Origin of the sequence: Cupriavidus gilardii, assembly GCF_013347325.1 — a bacterium.
GTDB classification, from domain to species: Bacteria; Pseudomonadota; Gammaproteobacteria; order Burkholderiales; family Burkholderiaceae; genus Cupriavidus; species Cupriavidus gilardii.
In genome coordinates, this window is record NZ_CP054626.1 from 1,561,472 (window position 1) to 1,579,635 (window position 18,164).

The 18,164-nt window shown below is 69.4% G+C and carries 18 protein-coding genes; 9 read left to right on the top strand and 9 right to left on the bottom strand.

Features of this window, described 5'->3' with window-relative positions; all coding sequences use genetic code 11:
• Positions 1-4: 4 nt before the first annotated feature.
• The 5 genes from FOB47_RS17395 (at position 5) to FOB47_RS17415 (ending at position 5,053) form a co-directional block, all read left to right on the top strand.
• Positions 5-838: an ABC transporter permease gene (locus FOB47_RS17395; RefSeq protein WP_244959454.1), complete on the top strand. Its 834-nt coding sequence runs from the start codon at positions 5-7 to the stop codon at positions 836-838.
• The gene (locus tag FOB47_RS17400) at positions 835-1,644 is read left to right on the top strand and encodes a quinoprotein dehydrogenase-associated SoxYZ-like carrier (protein ID WP_174781681.1); all 810 of its coding nucleotides are present in this window, start codon (positions 835-837) and stop codon (positions 1,642-1,644) included. Before FOB47_RS17395 ends, FOB47_RS17400 begins: the two co-directional genes overlap by 4 nt.
• Positions 1,641-2,609, top strand: a complete 969-nt coding sequence (locus tag FOB47_RS17405; RefSeq protein WP_174781682.1) for a quinoprotein relay system zinc metallohydrolase 1 — start codon at positions 1,641-1,643, stop codon at positions 2,607-2,609. Before FOB47_RS17400 ends, FOB47_RS17405 begins: the two co-directional genes overlap by 4 nt.
• A 287-nt stretch (positions 2,610-2,896) precedes the next feature.
• A complete protein-coding gene (locus tag FOB47_RS17410; RefSeq protein WP_174781683.1) occupies positions 2,897-4,630 on the top strand; it encodes a PQQ-dependent methanol/ethanol family dehydrogenase in 1,734 nt (577 codons plus the stop codon).
• 81 nt (positions 4,631-4,711) lie between these two features.
• On the top strand, positions 4,712-5,053 hold the full coding sequence (locus tag FOB47_RS17415) for a c-type cytochrome (RefSeq protein WP_174781684.1): 342 nt from the start codon (positions 4,712-4,714) through the stop codon (positions 5,051-5,053).
• A 174-nt stretch (positions 5,054-5,227) separates the two neighbouring features.
• Here FOB47_RS17415 and pqqE read toward each other — a convergent pair whose 3' ends face one another.
• The 5 genes from pqqE to pqqA all read right to left on the bottom strand — a co-directional run bounded on the left by pqqE (position 5,228) and on the right by pqqA (position 8,401).
• The gene (gene pqqE, locus FOB47_RS17420; protein WP_174782480.1) at positions 5,228-6,400 is read right to left on the bottom strand and encodes a pyrroloquinoline quinone biosynthesis protein PqqE; all 1,173 of its coding nucleotides are present in this window, start codon (positions 6,398-6,400) and stop codon (positions 5,228-5,230) included.
• Positions 6,372-6,644 carry a pyrroloquinoline quinone biosynthesis peptide chaperone PqqD gene (pqqD, locus tag FOB47_RS17425; protein ID WP_053821841.1) on the bottom strand — a complete coding sequence of 91 codons (273 nt, stop codon included), beginning with the start codon at positions 6,642-6,644 and terminating at the stop codon, positions 6,372-6,374. The genes pqqE and pqqD overlap by 29 nt, the downstream gene beginning before the upstream one ends.
• Complete coding sequence (gene pqqC / locus FOB47_RS17430) at positions 6,641-7,333, bottom strand: pyrroloquinoline-quinone synthase PqqC (RefSeq protein ID WP_174781685.1); 693 nt, start codon at positions 7,331-7,333, stop codon at positions 6,641-6,643. The genes pqqD and pqqC overlap by 4 nt, the downstream gene beginning before the upstream one ends.
• Positions 7,330-8,244 carry a pyrroloquinoline quinone biosynthesis protein PqqB gene (pqqB, locus tag FOB47_RS17435; RefSeq protein ID WP_053821843.1) on the bottom strand — a complete coding sequence of 305 codons (915 nt, stop codon included), beginning with the start codon at positions 8,242-8,244 and terminating at the stop codon, positions 7,330-7,332. The genes pqqC and pqqB overlap by 4 nt, the downstream gene beginning before the upstream one ends.
• 82 nt (positions 8,245-8,326) lie before the next feature.
• Positions 8,327-8,401, bottom strand: a complete 75-nt coding sequence (gene pqqA, locus FOB47_RS17440; RefSeq protein WP_006578070.1) for a pyrroloquinoline quinone precursor peptide PqqA — start codon at positions 8,399-8,401, stop codon at positions 8,327-8,329.
• 105 nt (positions 8,402-8,506) lie between these two features.
• Here pqqA and FOB47_RS17445 point away from each other — a divergent pair, with 105 nt between their 5' ends.
• On the top strand, positions 8,507-9,481 hold the full coding sequence (locus tag FOB47_RS17445) for an alpha/beta fold hydrolase (RefSeq protein WP_174781686.1): 975 nt from the start codon (positions 8,507-8,509) through the stop codon (positions 9,479-9,481).
• Positions 9,478-10,443 carry an MBL fold metallo-hydrolase gene (locus tag FOB47_RS17450; protein ID WP_244959455.1) on the top strand — a complete coding sequence of 322 codons (966 nt, stop codon included), beginning with the start codon at positions 9,478-9,480 and terminating at the stop codon, positions 10,441-10,443. Before FOB47_RS17445 ends, FOB47_RS17450 begins: the two co-directional genes overlap by 4 nt.
• Positions 10,444-10,503: 60 nt before the next feature.
• Here the strand turns inward: FOB47_RS17450 and FOB47_RS17455 are convergent, their stop codons facing one another.
• Positions 10,504-12,519, bottom strand: a complete 2,016-nt coding sequence (locus FOB47_RS17455; protein ID WP_174781687.1) for a sigma-54-dependent Fis family transcriptional regulator — start codon at positions 12,517-12,519, stop codon at positions 10,504-10,506.
• A gap of 267 nt (positions 12,520-12,786) precedes the next feature.
• On the opposite strand from FOB47_RS17455, the gene pedF reads away from it, so the two are divergent.
• Together pedF and FOB47_RS17465 are read left to right on the top strand one after the other, a co-directional pair.
• The gene (pedF, locus tag FOB47_RS17460; protein WP_244959456.1) at positions 12,787-13,284 is read left to right on the top strand and encodes a cytochrome c-550 PedF; all 498 of its coding nucleotides are present in this window, start codon (positions 12,787-12,789) and stop codon (positions 13,282-13,284) included.
• Positions 13,285-13,385: 101 nt separating this feature from the next.
• On the top strand, positions 13,386-14,279 hold the full coding sequence (locus FOB47_RS17465) for a substrate-binding periplasmic protein (RefSeq protein ID WP_390884840.1): 894 nt from the start codon (positions 13,386-13,388) through the stop codon (positions 14,277-14,279).
• A gap of 75 nt (positions 14,280-14,354) precedes the next feature.
• On the opposite strand, the gene FOB47_RS17470 is transcribed toward FOB47_RS17465, so the two are convergent.
• The 3 genes from FOB47_RS17470 to FOB47_RS17480 are packed head-to-tail and all read right to left on the bottom strand — an operon-like array spanning position 14,355 to position 18,158.
• Entirely contained in the window at positions 14,355-15,032 is a 678-nt protein-coding gene (locus FOB47_RS17470; RefSeq protein ID WP_244959457.1) for a DUF2894 domain-containing protein, read from the bottom strand.
• A 16-nt stretch (positions 15,033-15,048) separates the two neighbouring features.
• Positions 15,049-15,696, bottom strand: a complete 648-nt coding sequence (locus tag FOB47_RS17475) for an OmpA family protein (protein WP_174781688.1) — start codon at positions 15,694-15,696, stop codon at positions 15,049-15,051.
• Positions 15,693-18,158: a DUF802 domain-containing protein gene (locus FOB47_RS17480; protein ID WP_174781689.1), complete on the bottom strand. Its 2,466-nt coding sequence runs from the start codon at positions 18,156-18,158 to the stop codon at positions 15,693-15,695. Before FOB47_RS17480 ends, FOB47_RS17475 begins: the two co-directional genes overlap by 4 nt.
• Between the last annotated feature and the right edge of the window lie 6 nt (positions 18,159-18,164).

The following is an 18,164-nucleotide window of genomic DNA, read 5'->3' on the forward strand; positions in this document are numbered from 1 at the left end:
ACCCATGCCCGCCATCTCCATGCCGACCTCTCCCTTGCTCCACCGCTGGCGCGCGCTGCGCGCCGTTGCCGGCCGCGAGCTGCGCAAGTTCCTGCGCCAGCCCGGCCGCCTGATCTCGTCGCTGGTGCGGCCGTTGCTGTGGTTCCTGGTGTTCGGCGCGGGCTTTCAGAACGTGTTCGGCGTCGCCATCATTCCGCCCTACGACACCTATGTCGAATACAAGGTCTATCTGACCCCCGGCCTGCTGGCGATGATCGCGCTGTTCAACGGCATGCAGTCCTCGCTGGCGATGGTCTACGACCGCGAAATGGGCGTGATGCGGCTGCTGCTGACGGCGCCGCTGCCGCGGCCATGGTTGCTGGCGTGCAAGCTCGCGGCCGGTGCGCTGCTGTCGCTGCTGCAGATGGCGGCCTTCCTGCTGGTCGCGGTGCTGTTCGACGTGCCGGTCGACTATGCCGCGCTGGCGATGCTGCTGGCGGCGATGACGCTGGCCGCGCTGATGCTGGGTGCGCTGGGCCTGGCGCTGTCGGTGCATGTGCGGCAGCTGGAAAACTTCGCCGGCATGATGAACTTCGTGATCTTTCCGATGTTCTTCATCAGCACCGCGCTGTATCCGCTGTGGAAACTCGAGGAATCGGGAGCCGAGCCGATCCACCAGCTCGCGCGGATCAACCCGTTTACGCATGCGGTCGAGGCCATCCGTTTTGCGCTGTATGGCCAGGCGGCATGGGGCAGCCTCGCCGTGGTGGCCGCGTGTGCCTGCCTGTTCTTCGGCGTCGCATTGTTCGGCTACGACCCGCAGCGCGGCATGGCAAGGCCGCTGGGGAAGCGGGCATGAGGCGGCCTGCCTGGCCCCGCCGCCATGGCGGGCGCGGCCGCGGGTGGCTCGGCACGCTGCTGGCCCTGGCGGCGGTACTGGCCGCGGCACGGGGGCATGCGGCGGCCGATGCCGATCCCTTCGCCTCGCCGCAATGGCCCGCGTTGCGCGCCGAGATGCTGGGCAATGCGCCGGCGGTGTTCGATCCGCGCGTCAAGGTCGTCGGCCCCGCTTTCGCCGAGGATGCGCTGAACGTGCCCATCGCGTTCGATGCCTCCGCGCTGGGCGAGGTCGACAGGATCGTCGTGGGCGTCGACCGCAATCCGATCCGCCAGGTGCTGACCTTCACGCCTGGCAGGCTCAAGCCCGCCCTGTCCTTCCGCTTCAAGCTCGAACAGGGATCGCCGGTACGGGTGGCGGCGCGCACGCGCGACGGGGTCTGGCATGTCGGCGGACTGCTGGTCGACGCCGCCGGCGGCGGCTGCACGGTGCCCGGCGTGACGCGCAAGGATGGCTCGTGGAGCGCGACGCTGAACCGGGTCGAGGCCCGGCGCTTCGCCGCGCTCGATGGCGGCGGTGGCCGGGTCCGGATCCGCGTGATGCATCCAATGGATACCGGCCTCGTGGCGGGCATCCCTGCCTTCCATATCGAGCAGCTGGCCCTCGTCGACGGCCGCCGCGAACCGCTCGGCACGCTGGAGCTGCACGAGCCCGTGTCGGAGAACCCGATCTTCTCGTTCGACCTGCGCGAGCCGGCTGCCCAACCGCTGGCGGTGACCGGCCGCGACAACAACGGCAACCGTATCGACGCCAGGGTGCTGCCATGAGCAACAGGCTGGCCACGATTGCCCTGCATATTGCCCTGCTGTTGCCCGCATCGGCATTCGGCGACGGGCTCGTGGGAAGGCCGCTGCAGCCGCCCGACTACCGCCTCGCGCCGCGCGGCATCGGCGACGGCGTCTGGCTGCTCGAGGGCGCGAACGCCGACTTCGCGGTCGGCAACGGCTGCAACATCATCAATACGGCCTTCATCGATACCGGCGACGGCGTGGTCGTCGTCAATACAGGACCGTCGCGGCGCTACGGCGAGCAGCAACGCGTGGCGATCGCCAGCGTGACGAAGGCCCCGGTCCGTCTGGTGCTGAACCTGAACCTGCATCCCGACTACTTCTTCGGCAACCAGGCCTACGCCGACGCGACCCCGGCGGCGCTCGCCGGCACCGTCGCCGGTGCTGCGCGCGAGGCCGGCTCGTATGCCGACAACCTGTATCGGCTGTGCGGAGACTGGATGGCCGGCACCGAACCGGCGCCGCCCGCCATGACGATCGAGCCGGGACAGCGCACGATCGGCCGCCATCGCTTCGAGCTGCTGCACCTGCAAGGCCATACCGGCGACGACCTGGTGCTGATCGACCATACGGCGCGCGTGATGTTCGCCGGCGGCCTCGTCTTCCGCTCGCGCGTCCCGACCACGCCGCACGCCGACATCCCACGCTGGCTGGCCAGCCTGGACGTGCTGGAACGCCGGATGCGCGAGGACGGCTTGCGTCTGCTGGTGCCAAGCCATGGCCCGGCGCTCGATCGCGCCGATGCGATCGCACAGACGCGGAATTACCTGCGTTGGCTCGACACGCGCCTGCGCCAGGCCGCCAGAGAGGGCCGCGATCTCGCCGAGGTCATCGCGATGCCGGTGCCGGCGCCCTACTCGGAATGGGCCGCGATGCCGGCCGAATACCTGCGCAACGTCACGCACCTGTATCCCGCGTACGAACGCGAGGCATTGGCGCCATGAGCGCCTGTGCCGGGGCTCGGGCAAGAGGTGCTCCATTCCGCGACAGCGATTGTTGCGCGTTAGCGCGATACGGCCCGGTACGGCGCATCTGCGCAGTCGATCGCGGCGCGAAATGGCCCGCCAACAACGGGAATTTTTCACGGCTGGCGTGGCACGCGATTTGCGGCTTGGCGCAGCGGCGCGGCATCGCCGATCGGCTCGTGCCGCGCCTATGGAAGGACCACCGGGAAATCCGCAGCAAAGATGATCGAAAACCGATGATCGACAAAAAGAGAGAGGAGCAAACGATGAGCAAGTTGAAGGTGCTGGTGCTGGCAACCGCCTGCGTGGCCAGCTTCGCCGCGCGTGCCGCGGTAACGGACGCGATGATCGAAAACGACGCGAAGAGTCCCGGTGATGTGCTGTCGTGGGGAATCGGACCGGAGGGCCAGCGCTTCTCGCCGCTGGCAAGGATCAACACGAAGAACGTCGCGCGCCTGGTGCCGGCGTGGTCGTTCTCGTTCGGCGGCGAGAAGCAGCGCGGCCAGGAATCGCAGCCGCTGATCCATAACGGCAAGATGTTCGTTACCGCTTCGTATTCCCGGATCTTCGCGCTCGATGCCAGGACCGGCGCCAAGCTGTGGAAGTACGAGCATCGGCTGCCCGAAGGCATCATGCCCTGCTGCGACGTGGTCAACCGCGGCGCGGCACTTTACGACAACCTGGTCATCTTCGGCACGCTCGATGCGCAACTGGTGGCGCTCAACCAGGACACCGGCAAGGTCGTGTGGAAGGACAAGATCGACGATTACGCGGCCGGCTATTCGTACACGGCGGCGCCGATGATCGTCAAGGGCCTGGTGCTGACCGGCGTGTCCGGCGGCGAGTTCGGCGTGGTAGGCCGCGTCGAGGCGCGCGACGCGAAGACCGGCCGGATGGTCTGGGTCCGCCCGACCGTCGAGGGTCACATGGGCTATCGGTTCGACGCCGAGGGCAACAAGATCGAGAACGGCATCACCGGCAACCTGAACGCCAGCTGGCCCGGCGAGACCTGGAAGACCGGCGGCGCGGCGACCTGGCTCGGCGGCACCTACGATCCGAAGACAGGGCTGGCCTATTTCGGCACCGGCAACCCGGGGCCGTGGAACAGCCACCTGCGCAAGGGCGACAACCTGTACTCGTCGTCGACGGTCGCCATCGATCCGGCCACCGGAAAGATCGTCTGGCATTACCAGAACACGCCGAACGACGGCTGGGATTTCGACGGCGTCAACGAGTTCGTGACCTTCGATCTGGACGGCAGGCGCGTCGGCGGCAAGGCCGACCGCAACGGCTTCTTCTATGTCAACGACGCGCGCGACGGCAAGGTGCTGAACGCCTTCCCATTTGTCCGCAAGGTGACCTGGGCAAAGGACATCGATCTGAAGACCGGCCGGCCCAACTTCGTCGCGGAAAGCCGTCCCGGCGATCCCGCCGATCAGAAGAAGGGACAGTCGGTGTTCGCGGCGCCGGGCTTCCTCGGCGGCAAGAACCAGCAGCCGATGGCATACAGCCCGCAGACCCGCATGTTCTACGTCCCGGCCAACGAGTGGGGCATGGACATCTGGAACGAGCCGATCACCTACAAGAAAGGCGCGGCCTTCCTTGGCGCGGGTTTCACCATCAAGCCGCTGAACGAGGACTATATCGGCGCGCTGCGCGCGATCGATCCGAAGACCGGCAAGATCGTCTGGGAGGTCAAGAACAATGCGCCGCTGTGGGGCGGCGTGATGACGACCGCCGGCGGCCTCGTGTTCTGGGGCACGCCCGAGGGCTATCTGAAGGCGGCCGATGCGAAGACCGGCAAGGAGCTGTGGCAGTTCCAGACCGGCAGCGGCGTGGTGGCGCCGCCGGTCACCTGGGAAGAGAACGGCGAGCAGTTCATCGCCGTGGTGTCGGGCTGGGGCGGCGCCGTGCCGCTGTGGGGCGGCGACGTCGCCAAGCGCGTCAACTTCCTCGAGCAAGGCGGCTCGGTCTGGGTGTTCAAGCTGAGCAAGGTCTGAGCGTTTGCCGTACAGGCCGGCGCCAACGCATGCGATTGCCGCATGCGATGACGGCGCCGGCCGCATTCGAATGGGGGACTCATGCTGAAAGAACAGATTCGACGTATCGCGCCGCCCGGCGCGGCCGCGCTGGCCATGGGCCTGGTGCTCGCCGGTTCGGCGCACGCGGCGCCCGATATCAAGGCGCTGGCCCACAAGAACGGCTGCTTCTCCTGCCACGGCATGCAGGGCAAGCTGGTCGGGCCCGGCTTCGCCGAGGTCGCCGCCAAATACAAGGGGGACGGCGAAGCCGCAGGCAAGCTGGCGCGCAAGATCCAGGAAGGCGGCAAGGGGGTATGGGGGCGGATTCCGATGCCGCCGCATCCTTCGCTGAAGGACGAGGAAGCGAAGCAGCTGGCGGCGTGGGTGCTGGAGGCGGGCTGAACGGCGGCCCTTGCGAGGCGCGATGTTCCATCGCCCTCCATCGCCGTCCATCGCCCCCTCCGCACCCCTCTCCCGCAAGCGGGAGAGCGAGCTTGATGCCGGCAGCGCGACCGCTCGCCACGCTGCCGTTCTCTCCTCCGCTCTTCCGCTGCCGCGTTTTCGCGCCTTCGCGCTCTACCCCTCGCTCAACCGCAGCGAATTGGCATCGGTGCGGAACAGCAGCGGCGCCTCCCTGCCCCGCTCCACGCGTCCCTGGGCCAGCACGGCGGCAAGCCGGCCCTGCGCCACGATGGCACGCACGCGATCGTGATCGCCGGACCGGTCGCAGACCGGATCCGTCGCGTCGGCGTCGCCGGTCAGCTGCCATGCCTGGCAGCGGCAGCCGCCCGCGTCGGCCTCCTTGTCCTCGCAGGAACGGCATGCCCCCTTCATCCACGCGGTGCCGCGATAGCGATTGAATGCCTCGCTGTCGAACCAGATCTCGCGCAGTGGCATGTCGTTGACGTTTGGCAGCGCGAGGCCCGGCAGCATGCGGGCGGCGTGGCAAGGCAGCGCCGTGCCGTCGGGCGCGACGCCCAGGAACGTCGTGCCCCAGCCGTTCATGCACTTCTTCGGCCGCGTTTCGAAATAGTCCGGTACCACGAACAGAATGCGGCAACGCGAGCCGATGCGCCGCCGATAGCGCTCCACCACGGCCTCGGCCTCGCGCAATTGCGCGGCATCGGGCATCAGCGCGAGGCGGTTGCGCCAGGCCCAGCCGTAGTACTGGGTGTTGGCCAGCTCCAGATACTCGGCGCCCATCTCCAGCGCCATTTCGATGATGGTGCCGACATGCGGCAGGTTATGCCGGTGCAGCACGCAGTTCATCACCATCGGATAGCCGTGCGCCTTGATCATCCGGGCCACGCGCCGCTTCAGGTCGAAGGTGCGGGTGCTGGACAGGAAGTCGTTCAGCTCGCGCGTCGAATCCTGGAAGGACAGCTGGATATGGTCGAGCCCCGCCTCGCGCAGCGCCCCCAGCCGATCGTCGGTCAGGCCGACTCCGGAGGTGATCAGGTTGATGTAGAAACCGAGCTTGCGCGCATGCGCGACGAGCGCTTCGAGATCCTTGCGCATCAGCGGCTCGCCGCCGGACAGTCCCAGCTGCACCGCGCCCAGCGCTCTGGCCTGCGTCAACACGTCCAGCCACCGCGCGGTATCGAGCTCCGCGCCGTGCCGCGCATAGTCGACCGGATTCGAGCAGAACGCGCAGTGCAGCGGGCAACGATAGGTCAGCTCGGCCAGCAGCCACAGCGGCGGGCCGGGACGCGCTGCCGCCTCAGGCGAGCCAGCCGCGTTCGAATGCATGTTTGACAAAGGCATGGACCTCCGCGGCGATTCCCTGTACGTCGTAGGCGCCCTGCAGTTCGTCGATCAGCATGTCGAGCGTGCGTGAGCCGTCGCAGCGCCGCAGGATGGCCGCCGCGCTGTCGTTCAGCGTGACCATGCCCTCGGGATACAGCAGCACCCAGGCCTGTTGGGCCTCTTCCCATTGCAGGCGCAGCGTCCGATGCAGCGTCGGCATGCCGGTGTGCGGGGATGGCGCGGTCATGGATAGGCCCTCTCGATGGCATCGAGCATCGACCACAGCACGTCGAGCTTGAACTGCAGGATCTCGAGCGCGCGCCGCTGCTCGGCCGGCGTACGGAAATGTTCGAGTGTCACGCGCAGGCCGTGGTCGACGTCGCGCTGCGCCAGCGGAATGCGCGAGCGGAAATAGTCCAGTCCGCCGCGCTCGATCCAAGGGTAGTGCTCGGGCCAGCCTTCCAGCCGCTGCTGGTGGATCTCCGGGGCGAACATTTCGGTCAGCGAAGAACAGACCGCCTCCTGCCACGGCGCGCTGCGCGCGAAATTGACGTAGGCGTCGACGGCGAAGCGCACGCCGGGCAGCACCAGCTCCTGCGACCACAGCGCCTGGCGCGGCAGGCCCACCGCCTCCCCGAGCCGGACCCAGGCTTCGATGCCGCCGGGGTCGCTGTCCGTGCCGTCATGGTCGACGATGCGCTGCACCCACAGCCGGCGTGTCTCGCGGTCCGGGCAGTTGGCGAGAATGGCGGCGTCTTTCTGCGGGATACGGACCTGGTAGTAAAACCGGTTGGCCACCCAGCCGCGGATCTGTTCCGGCGTGCAGTGTCCCGCCGCCATGCGGCGATGGAATGGGTGATGAATGTGGTAGCCCGACTGCTTCGCGCGCAGTCGCGATTCGAATTCGACAGGGCTCCACGCGGTGGCCTGCGTCATAGCGCGATCTCCATGCCATCCCAGGCGACCTCGATGCCGTGCGCGCGCAGATGGCGGCGCTGCGGCGACCGATCGTCGAGAATCGGATTGGTGTTGTTGATATGGATCAGGATCTTGCGGGAGGCCGGCAGCGCGTCGAGCACCTCAATCATGCCGCCTGCGCCTGACAGCGCCAGATGACCCATCTCGGCCGCGGTCTTGTTCGACAGCCCGTGCCGCAGCATCTCGTCGTCGGTCCAGAACGTGCCGTCGACCAGCACGATATCGGCACCGCGCAGTTCTTCCATCAGCTCGGCCGTCACCTGCCCGAGGCCCGGCGCATAGAACACGCGTCTGCCGGCGGCAGTCTCGATCCGCAGGCCGATATTGTCGCCACGCCGGGGCGCGTGCCGGTTCGGCGAATACGGTGGTGCCTTGCTGTCGAGCGGCACGGGCGTGATGGTGGCGCGCTGCAGCGGCGCAATGCGCAACGGCTTGCCATCGAGCGGCAGCGGATGCGGCTCCAGACCGCAGTAGTGCGACAGCACGCGGGACAGCGGCAAGGCGTCGGACAGGTCGGCGAGCACCGGCGCGGTCGCATATAGCGGCAGTCGACGACTGTTCTCGCGCAACATCAGCAGCCCGGTGACATGGTCGATCTGCGCGTCCATCAGCAGCACGGCCGCGATGCCCGTGTCGCGCCGCTCGCGTGCCGGCTGCAATGCCGGCGTGGCGCGGATCTGCGCCAGGATGTCGGGGGATGCATTGACCAGCAGCCAGTCCAGCCCGTTCTCCGTCAGCGCGATCGACGACTGCGTGCGCGGCATCGCCGAAACCGCGCCGCGACGCACGCCGTCGCAATTGGTGCAGTTGCAGTTCCACTGCGGAAAGCCCCCGCCCGCCGCGGAGCCCAGAACCTTTAACGTCGTCATCGCGGTGCCACGCGCCGTACGCGCCTTGCGTTTGTGTTGCAGTCCCCGCGGACGCGGGGACCATCGGCTGATCCGCTCGACGTCAGCGGTTGGCGATATACATCGTGATCTCGAAGCCGAGGCGAAGATCGGTATAGGCGGGCGTGGTCCAGTTCATGAGGTCTCCTTCGATGTGGTTGCTTGGCACGGACTGTGATTGCCGAGTCGGAACGGGCGGCGGCGCAGTGCCCCGCCTTTCCGCATCGACGATGAGGCAACATCCATGCCCGACACCGCACAGCGGCAACGCCTTCCCGGCGGTTTCACAGACCGCGTATTCCGGCTGCGCACGGCGGACATGCACAGCCTGCACGTCCGCCTCCATGGCCGCGCCGACGGCGTCCCTTGGCTGGTGCTGCATGGCGGTCCGGGCAGCGGCTGTTCGCCGTCGATGGCGGACTGGTTCGATCCGACGCGCCACCTCGCGATCCTCGCCGATCAGCGCGGCGCGGGCCGGTCGCGGCCGGCCGGCACGCTCCGGCGCAACACAACCGGTGCATTGCTGGCCGATATCGAGCGGCTGCGCGCCGCGCTGGGCGTCGAGCGCTGGCATGTCGCCGCGGGCTCATGGGGCGCGGCGCTGGCGCTGGCCTACGCCGCGCGATGGCCGCAGCGCGTCGCCGGCCTGGTGCTGCGCGGCAGCTTCCTGACGGGCCGCGACGATATCCTGCGGCTGTTCGCCGCGCGCGCCCGCGGCATGTCGGTGCCCTCCCCCTTGCGCACCGCCGTTGCTGCACCGCAAGCACGCGGCAATGGGGCCGACGCACAACGGCGTTGCGCCGTACGGCTGCTGCAGAATGGAACAGGTGTTCAACAACGGGACACCGCCAGGCGGTGGCGCGGGGTCGAGGCGGCGCTGCTTGGCGAGCGGACCGGCGGGCATCGGCGGCGCCGTTCCGCCCCGCGCGAGGACGAAGGCTTGCGGCGCAAGTACCGGATCCAGGCGCACTACCTGCAGCGCCGCTGCGGATTGGGCAAGCCCGCGCTGCTGCGTTGCGCCGCCAGCATCGCGCGGCACCGGATTCCGGCGATCCTGCTGCATGGTGCCCGCGATCGCGTCTGCCGGCCCGGCAATTCGGCCCGGCTGCTGGCGGCAATGCCGCATGCCGTCCTGCGCGTGTTGCCGCGGGCTGGACATCTGGCCACGGGGCCGATGGCAGAGGCATTGCGCGCGGCGATCCGGGAGCTGTCCGCGTGACGGGCGGCCGCCGCGTGTTCCTGCGGCGTGCCGCCGGCCTGGGACTCGCCGCGCTGTGTGCGCGCCGCGTTGCCGCGGCGGCAGCCGCGGGGAAGCCGCTGATACTGTCGCCGGTGGCACCCGGCATCTACACCGGCGCGGTGGAGCGCGACGACCTGCCGCTCTCGCCATGCCTCGTCGCGATCGGCCAGGACGGCGTGCTGGTCGTCGATCCCGGCCCGAACCTGAACCACGGCCGCCGCCTGATCGCGGCGATCCGGCGACGGACCGCGCTGCCGGTGCGTTGGGTCGTCAATTCGCATCCACACCCCTGGCAGGTGTTAGCCAACGCCGCCTTCGCGGAATTGCGCCCGCGCCCTGCCTTCCTGGCGTCGACGGCGACTGCCGACGCGATGCGATCGCGTTGCGGCGCCTGCCGCCGTCTTCTCGTGGCCGAACTGGGGCCCGCCGCGATGGCGGGCACGGGCATCGTGCTGCCGCAGCCTGCGCTGCGGGACGGCATCCCGCTCGAGGCGGCCGGACTCCGCTGGCAGGTGCGGCTCTTCGCCAACGCGCACAGCACCTCGGACACCGCGTTGTATGCGCCGTCGCTGCAGCTGCTGTACGGCGGTGGCTTGGTCACGGGCGACCAGGTGCCGGATCTGCGTGACGGCTCGCTGACGGGCTGGCGCGCCGCGCTGCGCGCGCTCGCGGCCCTGCCCGCGACCGCGGTGATCGGCGACGCCGTCGGGCCGCCGCAGCGGAGCCTGGCGCCGACGCTGGCCTACTTCGACGGTCTGGAAGACGCGATCCGGCAAGGGCTCGCTCGCGGCGTGGACGCTGCCGATGCATCGCGCGCGGTGCCCGGCGACGCCTTCCGGCACTGGCGCGGCTTCGTGCCGCGGCACGCGCTGAACGTACAGCGCGCGTGGCTGGAGCTGGAGGATCAGTGGATGCGGAGCGCGCCGGCCGGGCCATCGTGAGGCATGGGCCCAGCAATGGGCCAACGACCCGGCCGACCACTCGGCCAACGCGGGGCAGGCTCAGTACGGGGCGTCCGGGCCGGCCTCCCCGTCGGTCTGCAGCAGGCGGTCCGCCTCGCCGAGCTTGCGGTAGACCGTATTGCGCGAGATGCCGAGCGCCTTGGCTGCCGCCGAAATATTGCCGTGATGCGCCTTGACGGCCGCCACGATCGTCAGCGCCTCGACATCGGCGAGCCGCGTCGGCCGCAGCGGCTGCGACGGCGAGCCCGCCGGCGCGAAGTTGGGCATCCCGCCGGGCGGGGCGGCCGACACCGCAGCCGACGCCCCCAGGCCCGCTTCGTTGCGTTCGCGCCAGTCGTCAAGGAAGTCGTCGGGCAGGTGCGACACGTCGATCTCGTCCTCGCCCTCCGCCATCAAGCGCGCCGTGTTCAGCAGGTTGGCCAGCTGGCGGATATTGCCCGGCCAGTGGTAGGACGCGAACATCCGCATTACCGGCTCCGCGATGCGCAGCGGCGGCGACGCGCCGCCATGCCGCGCCAGCACCTTGGCCGCGACCACGTCCAGATCGCTGCGGTCGCGCAGCGCGGGCAGCCGCACCACCAGGCCATTGAGCCGGTAGTACAGGTCCTCGCGGAAGCGCCCGGCCGCGACTTCCTCGCGCAGATTTCGGTTGGTCGCGCAGATCAGCACGAAGTCCACCTCGATGACCTTGTTGCTGCCCAGCGGCGTCACCGAGCGTTCCTGCAGCGCCCGCAGCAGCCGCACCTGCAAATGCAGCGGCATGTCGCCGATTTCATCGAGGAACAGCGTGCCGCCGTTGGCCAGCAGCATCTTGCCGATGCCGCCCTTCTTGCGCGCCCCGGTGAACGCGCCTTCCTCGTAGCCGAACAGCTCGGACTCGAACAGCGTCTCGGGAATCGAGGCGCAGTTGACCGCGACGAACGGGCCCTGCTGGCGCTGGCTCTCGGCGTGGATCGCACGCGCCAGCAGTTCCTTGCCGGTACCGGTCTCGCCGCAGATCATCACCGGGATATCGCGGCCGACGACCTTGCGCAGCTTGCCGATCACCGCCGCCATCTGCGGATCGCCGGTATCGAGCTCGTCCAGGCCGCCGGGCTGGGCGGCGTTCGGCAGCCGGCTGCGGCGCGGCACGGCCGTCTCGCGGGCCTCGGGCATCAGTCCGCCGGACGGGACCACCGTCGAGCGCGTGATCTCGACGCGGGCCCAGACCTTGACCCCGCTCGACAGCTGCAGCGGCATCACGCCGCCGGGGGCGCTGCGCAGCGCGTCGAACAGCTGCCCCATCGACAGCCCGAACAGCGACGAAAACGTATGCGCGCGCAAGGCGCCGACCGACAGGCCGAGCTGGAACTGCCCGCTGCGATTGGCCGACAGGAAGCGGCCGCCGGGCGTGAACGAAGCCAGCCCTTCCGCAATGGTGCCGATGAACTCCTGGCGCGCGTGGAAATGGACGCGCACCATGTCCTGGAACGCGTTTTCGAACAGATGGTTCTCGATCATCTGCGCGGACATGCGCACCAGCGCCATCGTGTGCTTGTGGAAGCCGCGATGGTCGCCCGTGACGTCGAGCGCGCCGACCGTCTTGCCGTAGGGATCGAGAATCGGCGAGCACGAGCAGGTCAGGAAATGATTGGCACGCAGGAAGTGTTCTTCGCCATGGACCAGCGTCGGCAGCCCCTCGGTCAGCGCGGTGCCGATCGCGTTCGTGCCCTTGCTCTCCTCGGACCACACCGCGCCGGGACGCAGCGCGACCTTGTCGGCCTTCTCGAGGAAGTCGTCATCGCCCAGCGAATGCAGGATCAGTCCGGCCGTATCGGTCAGGATCACCATGCTGTGCGTGTTGACGATCTGGTCGTACAGCATCTCCATCACCGGCAGCGCGTGCGTGAACAGCGACTGGCTCTTCTCGATCTGGCTGCGCAGGTCGACCGGGGCGACGGGGCCGAAGTCCGGTGTCTCGTAGGGGCGCAAGCCATAGGACTGCGATCGCTGGTGGGCCTGGGCGATGGTGTCGGCGTGCGTGCCGCCGTGCGGCTCCGGCTCGTGCGGGGTCATGGGATGTCTCCTGTTCGGCTGCCCGGCATCTTGGTGCCGGATCTTCGGCGATCGGGGCGCCCGCTCGGAGCGTTCCGCCCGGGCACTGTTGCATTGTGGAGCAAAATGCTTGCCAGGGTGTTGAATTCGAGGGCGCCCCGGCGGCCATGCTGCAACGCGGGCGACGCCGCCACATGGCAATTCCCGCGGTTTCCGGGGCCTGGCGCGAGTGGCACAGCTCTTGCGGACGTTCGGGGCAAACGATCCCGACAACATCAGGAGACCACGATGGCGACTTTCCGCCCGCTTTTCCGCCCCCTGCTCCGCGCCCTTGTCCTCGGTGCTGGCCTGGCTGCCACCGCGATCCCGGGCGCCGCGTACGCCCACGGCGACGTCACGCCCCAAGCGGTCGACACCAGCACGTTGCCGCAGCTTGGCAAGGAGTGGAAGCAGGAAAACCCTTACCGCACAGGCCCGGCTCACGACGAGGCGCTGCGCATCGGCAGCTCCGCCTATAACCAGAACTGCGCGCGCTGCCACGGGCTGGACGCGATCTCCGGAGGCATTGCGCCGGACCTGCGCAGTCTCGATTCGGACTGTTCGGCGCTGGCCGACCCGAAGAAGAAGCAAGGCTGCTACAGCGAGATCGACCAGTACTTCGCCACCACCGTGCGCCGCGGCCGCACGCGCGACGGCCGCGTCTACATGCCGCCGTTCGACGAAACGCTGACGCAGGAAGCCGTGTGGGCGCTGAAGACCTATCTGGAGTCGCGCCGGCCGCAGTGAGAGCGTGCCGCGATGCCTGTCGCGCTTCGGCGCGGCTCGGTGCGCCGCGGCCGCTCCCCTTCTTTTCCGTTCGCCCCCTTCAGGAGACAACGATGCCCCCGATGTCCCACGCGCCTTCGATGCGGGCAGCGCTCGCACCGAAGGCGGCACCGCGCCGCCGCCGCGCCATCGCGCTGCTGTTGCTGTCGGCCGGACTCGCCTGGTCAGCCGGCGCCTGGGCCGATCTGGCCAGGATCCGCGAGAGTGGCCGGCTGAAGGTCGCCGTCTACAAGGCCTTTGCCCCCTTCTCCGAGCTCGTCGATGGCAAGCCCACCGGCGTCGATGTCGCCATCGCGGAAGCGCTGAGCCGCCAGCTGAATCTGTCGCTGACGCTGCTGCCGTTCGACGCCGACGAGAACATGGCGGACGACCTGCGCAACATGGTCTGGCGCGGCCACTATCTCGGCTATGGGCCGGCCGACGTGATGCTGCACGTGCCGGTCGACCGCGCCTTCATGCGGGAGAACGACAAGGCGACGATCTTCGCGCCGTACTATCGCGAGCAGTTCGTGCTGGTGCACGACACCGCGCGGCTGCCGCGGATCCGCGACCTCGGCGATCTGGCGGGCCTGCCGCTCGGCGCCGAAGCCGGCTCGGCCGGTGCCAATGCCCTGCTGGCCGGCGCCGGCGGCGCGCTGCGAGACAAGGTCCGCATCTATTCGTCGCCGCGCGACAGCTTGCGGGCGCTGTTCGCCGGCGAGATCGCGGCGGCGATGGTCACGCGTTCGCAGTACGAGAGCGCGCTGAAGGACGAGGGTCGCGCCGCTTCGCAGTACGCGGCCGCGGAAGTCTCGTCGCCGCTGCTGCCGCCGCGCGGCTGGGCGGTCGGCATGGCGGTCAAGGCCGACAACAAGGAACTGGCCGATGCGGTGCAGCGCGCGCTCGATGCGCTGCGCGGCAGCGGCGAACTGCAGCAGATCTTTACCGCGGCGGGACTGACGCCGGTGGCGCCGTGAGGTCGTGATGTGGTGATCCCCGATGCAGTGATGCGGTGATGCAGTGATGCGGTGATGCGGTGATGCCGGCGGGTCTCAGGCTTTCGAGGGCCCCGCGGGCCTGGCGCGCGACTGGCGCGCTTTGCCGCGCGCGGCCTTGGACGGACTCGCGGCGGGCGGCGTGCCCTTGCTGTCGGCCGCGCCGTCCGCGCTCATCCGCTCGAGCCGCGACAGCGTATCGACATAGGACAGCAACTGCTGCAGATAGCCCGGCGACAGCTCGCGCATCGCGGACAGTGCACGGTGGATCAGATGGTTGGAGTTCAGCGGTCCGGCGTTCTCGGGGACGCGTTCCAGCGATTGGCGCCAGGCGCGATCGGCGCTCAGACGGGTCCATGTGCGGCGCACATAGTCGACCAGGGCGGGATCGGGCTGCGGCGGATGCCTCGGCGCGATCGCCGCGGCTCCGGTGACCTCGCCCTGCGCGTCCATATCACCGCGGAGTTCGCGGGCCAGCGCCGCAAGCGGCCCGGGCGGGCGGGTGCTTCGCTGCGGGTTGGACTCGCGCTGACGGGACTCGCCGGACTCGCCTGCTGCGCGCTGGAGCCGGTCCTCATAGGCTTGCACCAGCCGCGCGAGCCGGTCTTCCAGGCGCCGCCGGGCTTCGTCGCGGTGGGCGTCCATCCGGCGCGCCAGCGCCTCCAGCAGGCGAAAGCGGACCGGGTCGACGCGATCGGCGCCGCTGTCGCGCCATGCCTCGATGCGCGCGCGCATGTCGTCGGCGCCCAGGCTAGCCACCGGACTTCCCTGTTCCCATCGACACGCGCGGAATCGGCGCGATCTCGACGCGGCGGTTGCGGGCGCGGCCCTGCGCGTCCTTGTTCGATGCCACCGGCTGTTGCGAGCCGAAGGCGGCCGAGAACACCGACGCGGCCGGCACGCCCGCATCGATCAGCGCGCGGGTCACCGTCAGCGCGCGCTGGGCCGACAGCTCCCAGTTGTCGGCGAACTGGCGGTTGCCGTCGCGCACCTGCCGGTCGTCAGTGAAGCCGCTGACCATCAGGATCTCGTCCCGATTGCGCAGATAGGCCTTCAACGGCGCGGCCAGGCTCTTGAGCACCTCCTGTCCTTCGGGTTGCAGCTCGGCGGAATTCAGCGCGAACAGCACGTTGCCGCTGATGCCGATGCGTCCGTTCACCAGCGTCACGCGCCCTGCCGCCAGCGGCCCGGCCAGCGCCTGCTCCAGGCTCTCGCGCCGGTGCATCTCCTGCTGGCGCTGCTTGACTTCGTTGTCCAGCCGCGAGGCGAGCTCGAGCTGGATGCCGATCACGCCCAGCAGAATCAGCACGAAGGCGCCGAGCACTACCGACATCAGGTCGCCGAAGACGGCCCAGGCCGGCACGGTCGGCTCGACGCCGGCGTCGATCTCCTCTCTCATGCCGCCTCTGCGTCCGGTGCGCGTTGGCCGGCGACCTGCTGCAGGTCTTCAAGGATCTGCTTCTGCGATCGCATGCTCAGGTCCACCACTTCGCGCGCCTGTGCCACGTAGTAGGCCAGCTGCTCGTCGCTGCGGGCCATCGACTTGTCGAGCGCGGCCTCGATGCGCTGCAGATGCGCGACCAGCTTGTCGTTCGATTCGCTGAACAGCTGCACCGCCACGCCGAATGCTTCGCCCAGGCTGGCCACCTCGGCCGCGCTGCCGGTGACCTGCGCCGCCACGTCGGTCAGCTTGCCGGTCTCGGCTTCGACCTTGTCGGTGAAGCGCGAGCCGATGCGCTCGAGCAGTTCCGCACTGGTGGCGACCAGCGTGTCGACTGCCTCGCGTTGCGCGGTCGAGGTCCGGCCGACCTGTTCCAGCAGCGTGGACAGGCTCTCCATCAGGCGCGTGCGTTCCTCGAGCATCGCGTTGTCGCGCGCCATTTCATCGGACAGCTTGCGCCGCAGTTCGGCAATCGCATCGGCCGCGACGCGCGGCGCTTCGCCGGCGACCTGGGCCAGACGGGCGACTTCGGCGATGGTCGAGGCAGCCTGCGCCTGTGTCTGCGCGGTGATCTCGTGCGCGGTGCGCTCCAGCGTCTCGCAGATCTGCTGCTGCCGGCTCGCGGTCTGCGCACCGGTCTGTTCCCATTGCTGGCGCAGTGCGGCGGCGATGCCGTCCAGCGTCGCGCTCCAGTTGGCAAGGCGCTGCTCGTCGTGCGCCGCCAGTTGCGCGCGCAGCTCGGCCTGCGCCTGTGCCACCGTGGTCAGCAGCGTGCTCGCATTCTGTTCGAACGCGCCCGTGGCGGCCGCCAGTGCCTGCTGGTTCTCGGCCGCGATAGCGCCAATGGCCCGCTCATGGCCGGACAGCGTCGCGCTCCAGTTGGCGAGCCGCTGTTCGTCCTGCGCGGCCAGTTGCGCGCGCAGTTCGGTCTGTGCCCGCGCCACCGTGGCCAGCAGCGCGCTGGCGTTCTGTTCGAAGGCACCCGCGGCGGCGGCCAGCGCCTGCTGGTTCTCCGTCGCGATCGCGCCGATGGCGCGCTCGTGGCTGGACAGCGTCGCGCTCCAGTTGGCGAGCCGCTGTTCGTCCTGCGCGGCCAGTTGCGCCCGCAGTTCGGCCTGGGCCTGTGCCACCGTGCCGAGCAGCGCGCTGGCGCTCCGCTCGAACGCGCTCGCGGCGTTGGCGAGCGCCTGCTGGTTCTCGGCCGCAATCGCGCCGATGGTGCGTTCCTGGCCGGACATGGCCTCGTTCCAGCGGGCCGACACGGCCTCTGCCGCGGTGTCCATGCGCTGAGCAACCTGCTCGAGCAGGCCGGCCGAGCGCTGCTCGAAGCTGGCGGCAAAGCCATCGAGCGTGCCGCGCAGACCGTCGGCCAGCGCCGCGCTGGTACGCCGGTGGTCGGCCAGCGCCTCGTTCCACAGGCCGGCCGCCTGGGTCGTGGTGGCATCGAAACGGGATGCGAGGCCTTCCAGTTGCTGCCGCATCGACTGCGTGACGGTGTCGCGCAGCCCGGCCGCTTCACGGGCCAGGCCGCTCATGGTGGCCACCACCGCTGGCTGGATCGCCGCGCTGGCGGCACGCGCGCTCTCGGCGACGCCGTCCTTCAGCGATTGCTCCACCGACGCGGCCAGGCGGGTGTAGACCGCTTCGGTCTTGCCGTGGAACGCGTCCTGACTGGCGGCGAGCCGTTCGGTCAGCGCCTGGCTCTGCTGCTCCATCGCGGCCATCATCGCGTTCAACCGGTCCACCAGCACCGGCATCGCCTCCGCCTGGCTCTGCATCAGGCGGAACGCCTCCTCGCGCTGATGGGCGCGCGAATGGACCCGCAAGGTCGTCGCGATCTGGGCGTCCAGCGCCTGCGCGGCGTCGATACGCTCACGCCGGCACAGCGCCGACAGCAGCCCCAGCATGGCCGAGGTCGCCACGCCGGCGACCGAAGTACCGAACGCAAAACCCAGGCCCTTGACCGGCGCGGCCAGCGAGGCGCGGATCGCCTGCAGATCGGTCGCGGTTTCCAGCGCGAGGCCGGTCCCCTTCAGCGTGGCGACCATGCCCAGAAAGGTGCCGAGCATGCCGAGCAGCACCAGCAGGCCGACGAAATACGAGGTCAGCGCGGGCCCGGGCAAGGACACGCGTTCGCCTTCGACACGCAGCCGCACCGCCTGGCGCAGGCCCGGATCGATGCGATCGAGCCAGGCGCCGAGGCTCGCCGGCGTCTCCGACAGGCCGTTGACCGCCTGCGTCAGGCTCGCCGTCGCGCGACGATAGCGTTGCAGCTCGAAGGCGCCCCCGACATAGAAGCCGCCGATCAGCAGCGTCACGGCGAACGCCAGCGCATTCGAGCCCGCGTAGCCGGCACCGATCCAGCAGACGGCCAGCAAGCCGGCGAGGAACACAACAAGTTGAATAGGGAATCGGGTCATGATGTT

Bases quoted from the DNA above. Each gene is read 5' to 3' on its own strand.
- FOB47_RS17395 (WP_244959454.1), top strand. From the start codon at position 5: ATGCCCGCCATCTCCATGCCGACCTCTCCCTTGCTCCACCGCTGGCGC.
- FOB47_RS17400 (WP_174781681.1), top strand. From the start codon at position 835: ATGAGGCGGCCTGCCTGGCCCCGCCGCCATGGCGGGCGCGGCCGCGGG.
- FOB47_RS17405 (WP_174781682.1), top strand. From the start codon at position 1,641: ATGAGCAACAGGCTGGCCACGATTGCCCTGCATATTGCCCTGCTGTTG.
- FOB47_RS17410 (WP_174781683.1), top strand. From the start codon at position 2,897: ATGAGCAAGTTGAAGGTGCTGGTGCTGGCAACCGCCTGCGTGGCCAGC.
- FOB47_RS17415 (WP_174781684.1), top strand. From the start codon at position 4,712: ATGCTGAAAGAACAGATTCGACGTATCGCGCCGCCCGGCGCGGCCGCG.
- pqqE (WP_174782480.1), bottom strand. From the start codon at position 6,400: ATGCATTCGAACGCGGCTGGCTCGCCTGAGGCGGCAGCGCGTCCCGGC.
- pqqD (WP_053821841.1), bottom strand. From the start codon at position 6,644: ATGACCGCGCCATCCCCGCACACCGGCATGCCGACGCTGCATCGGACG.
- pqqC (WP_174781685.1), bottom strand. From the start codon at position 7,333: ATGACGCAGGCCACCGCGTGGAGCCCTGTCGAATTCGAATCGCGACTG.
- pqqB (WP_053821843.1), bottom strand. From the start codon at position 8,244: ATGACGACGTTAAAGGTTCTGGGCTCCGCGGCGGGCGGGGGCTTTCCG.
- FOB47_RS17445 (WP_174781686.1), top strand. From the start codon at position 8,507: ATGCCCGACACCGCACAGCGGCAACGCCTTCCCGGCGGTTTCACAGAC.
- FOB47_RS17455 (WP_174781687.1), bottom strand. From the start codon at position 12,519: ATGACCCCGCACGAGCCGGAGCCGCACGGCGGCACGCACGCCGACACC.
- pedF (WP_244959456.1), top strand. From the start codon at position 12,787: ATGGCGACTTTCCGCCCGCTTTTCCGCCCCCTGCTCCGCGCCCTTGTC.
- FOB47_RS17465 (WP_390884840.1), top strand. From the start codon at position 13,386: ATGTCCCACGCGCCTTCGATGCGGGCAGCGCTCGCACCGAAGGCGGCA.
- FOB47_RS17470 (WP_244959457.1), bottom strand. From the start codon at position 15,032: ATGCGCGCGCGCATCGAGGCATGGCGCGACAGCGGCGCCGATCGCGTC.
- FOB47_RS17475 (WP_174781688.1), bottom strand. From the start codon at position 15,696: ATGAGAGAGGAGATCGACGCCGGCGTCGAGCCGACCGTGCCGGCCTGG.
- FOB47_RS17480 (WP_174781689.1), bottom strand. From the start codon at position 18,158: ATGACCCGATTCCCTATTCAACTTGTTGTGTTCCTCGCCGGCTTGCTG.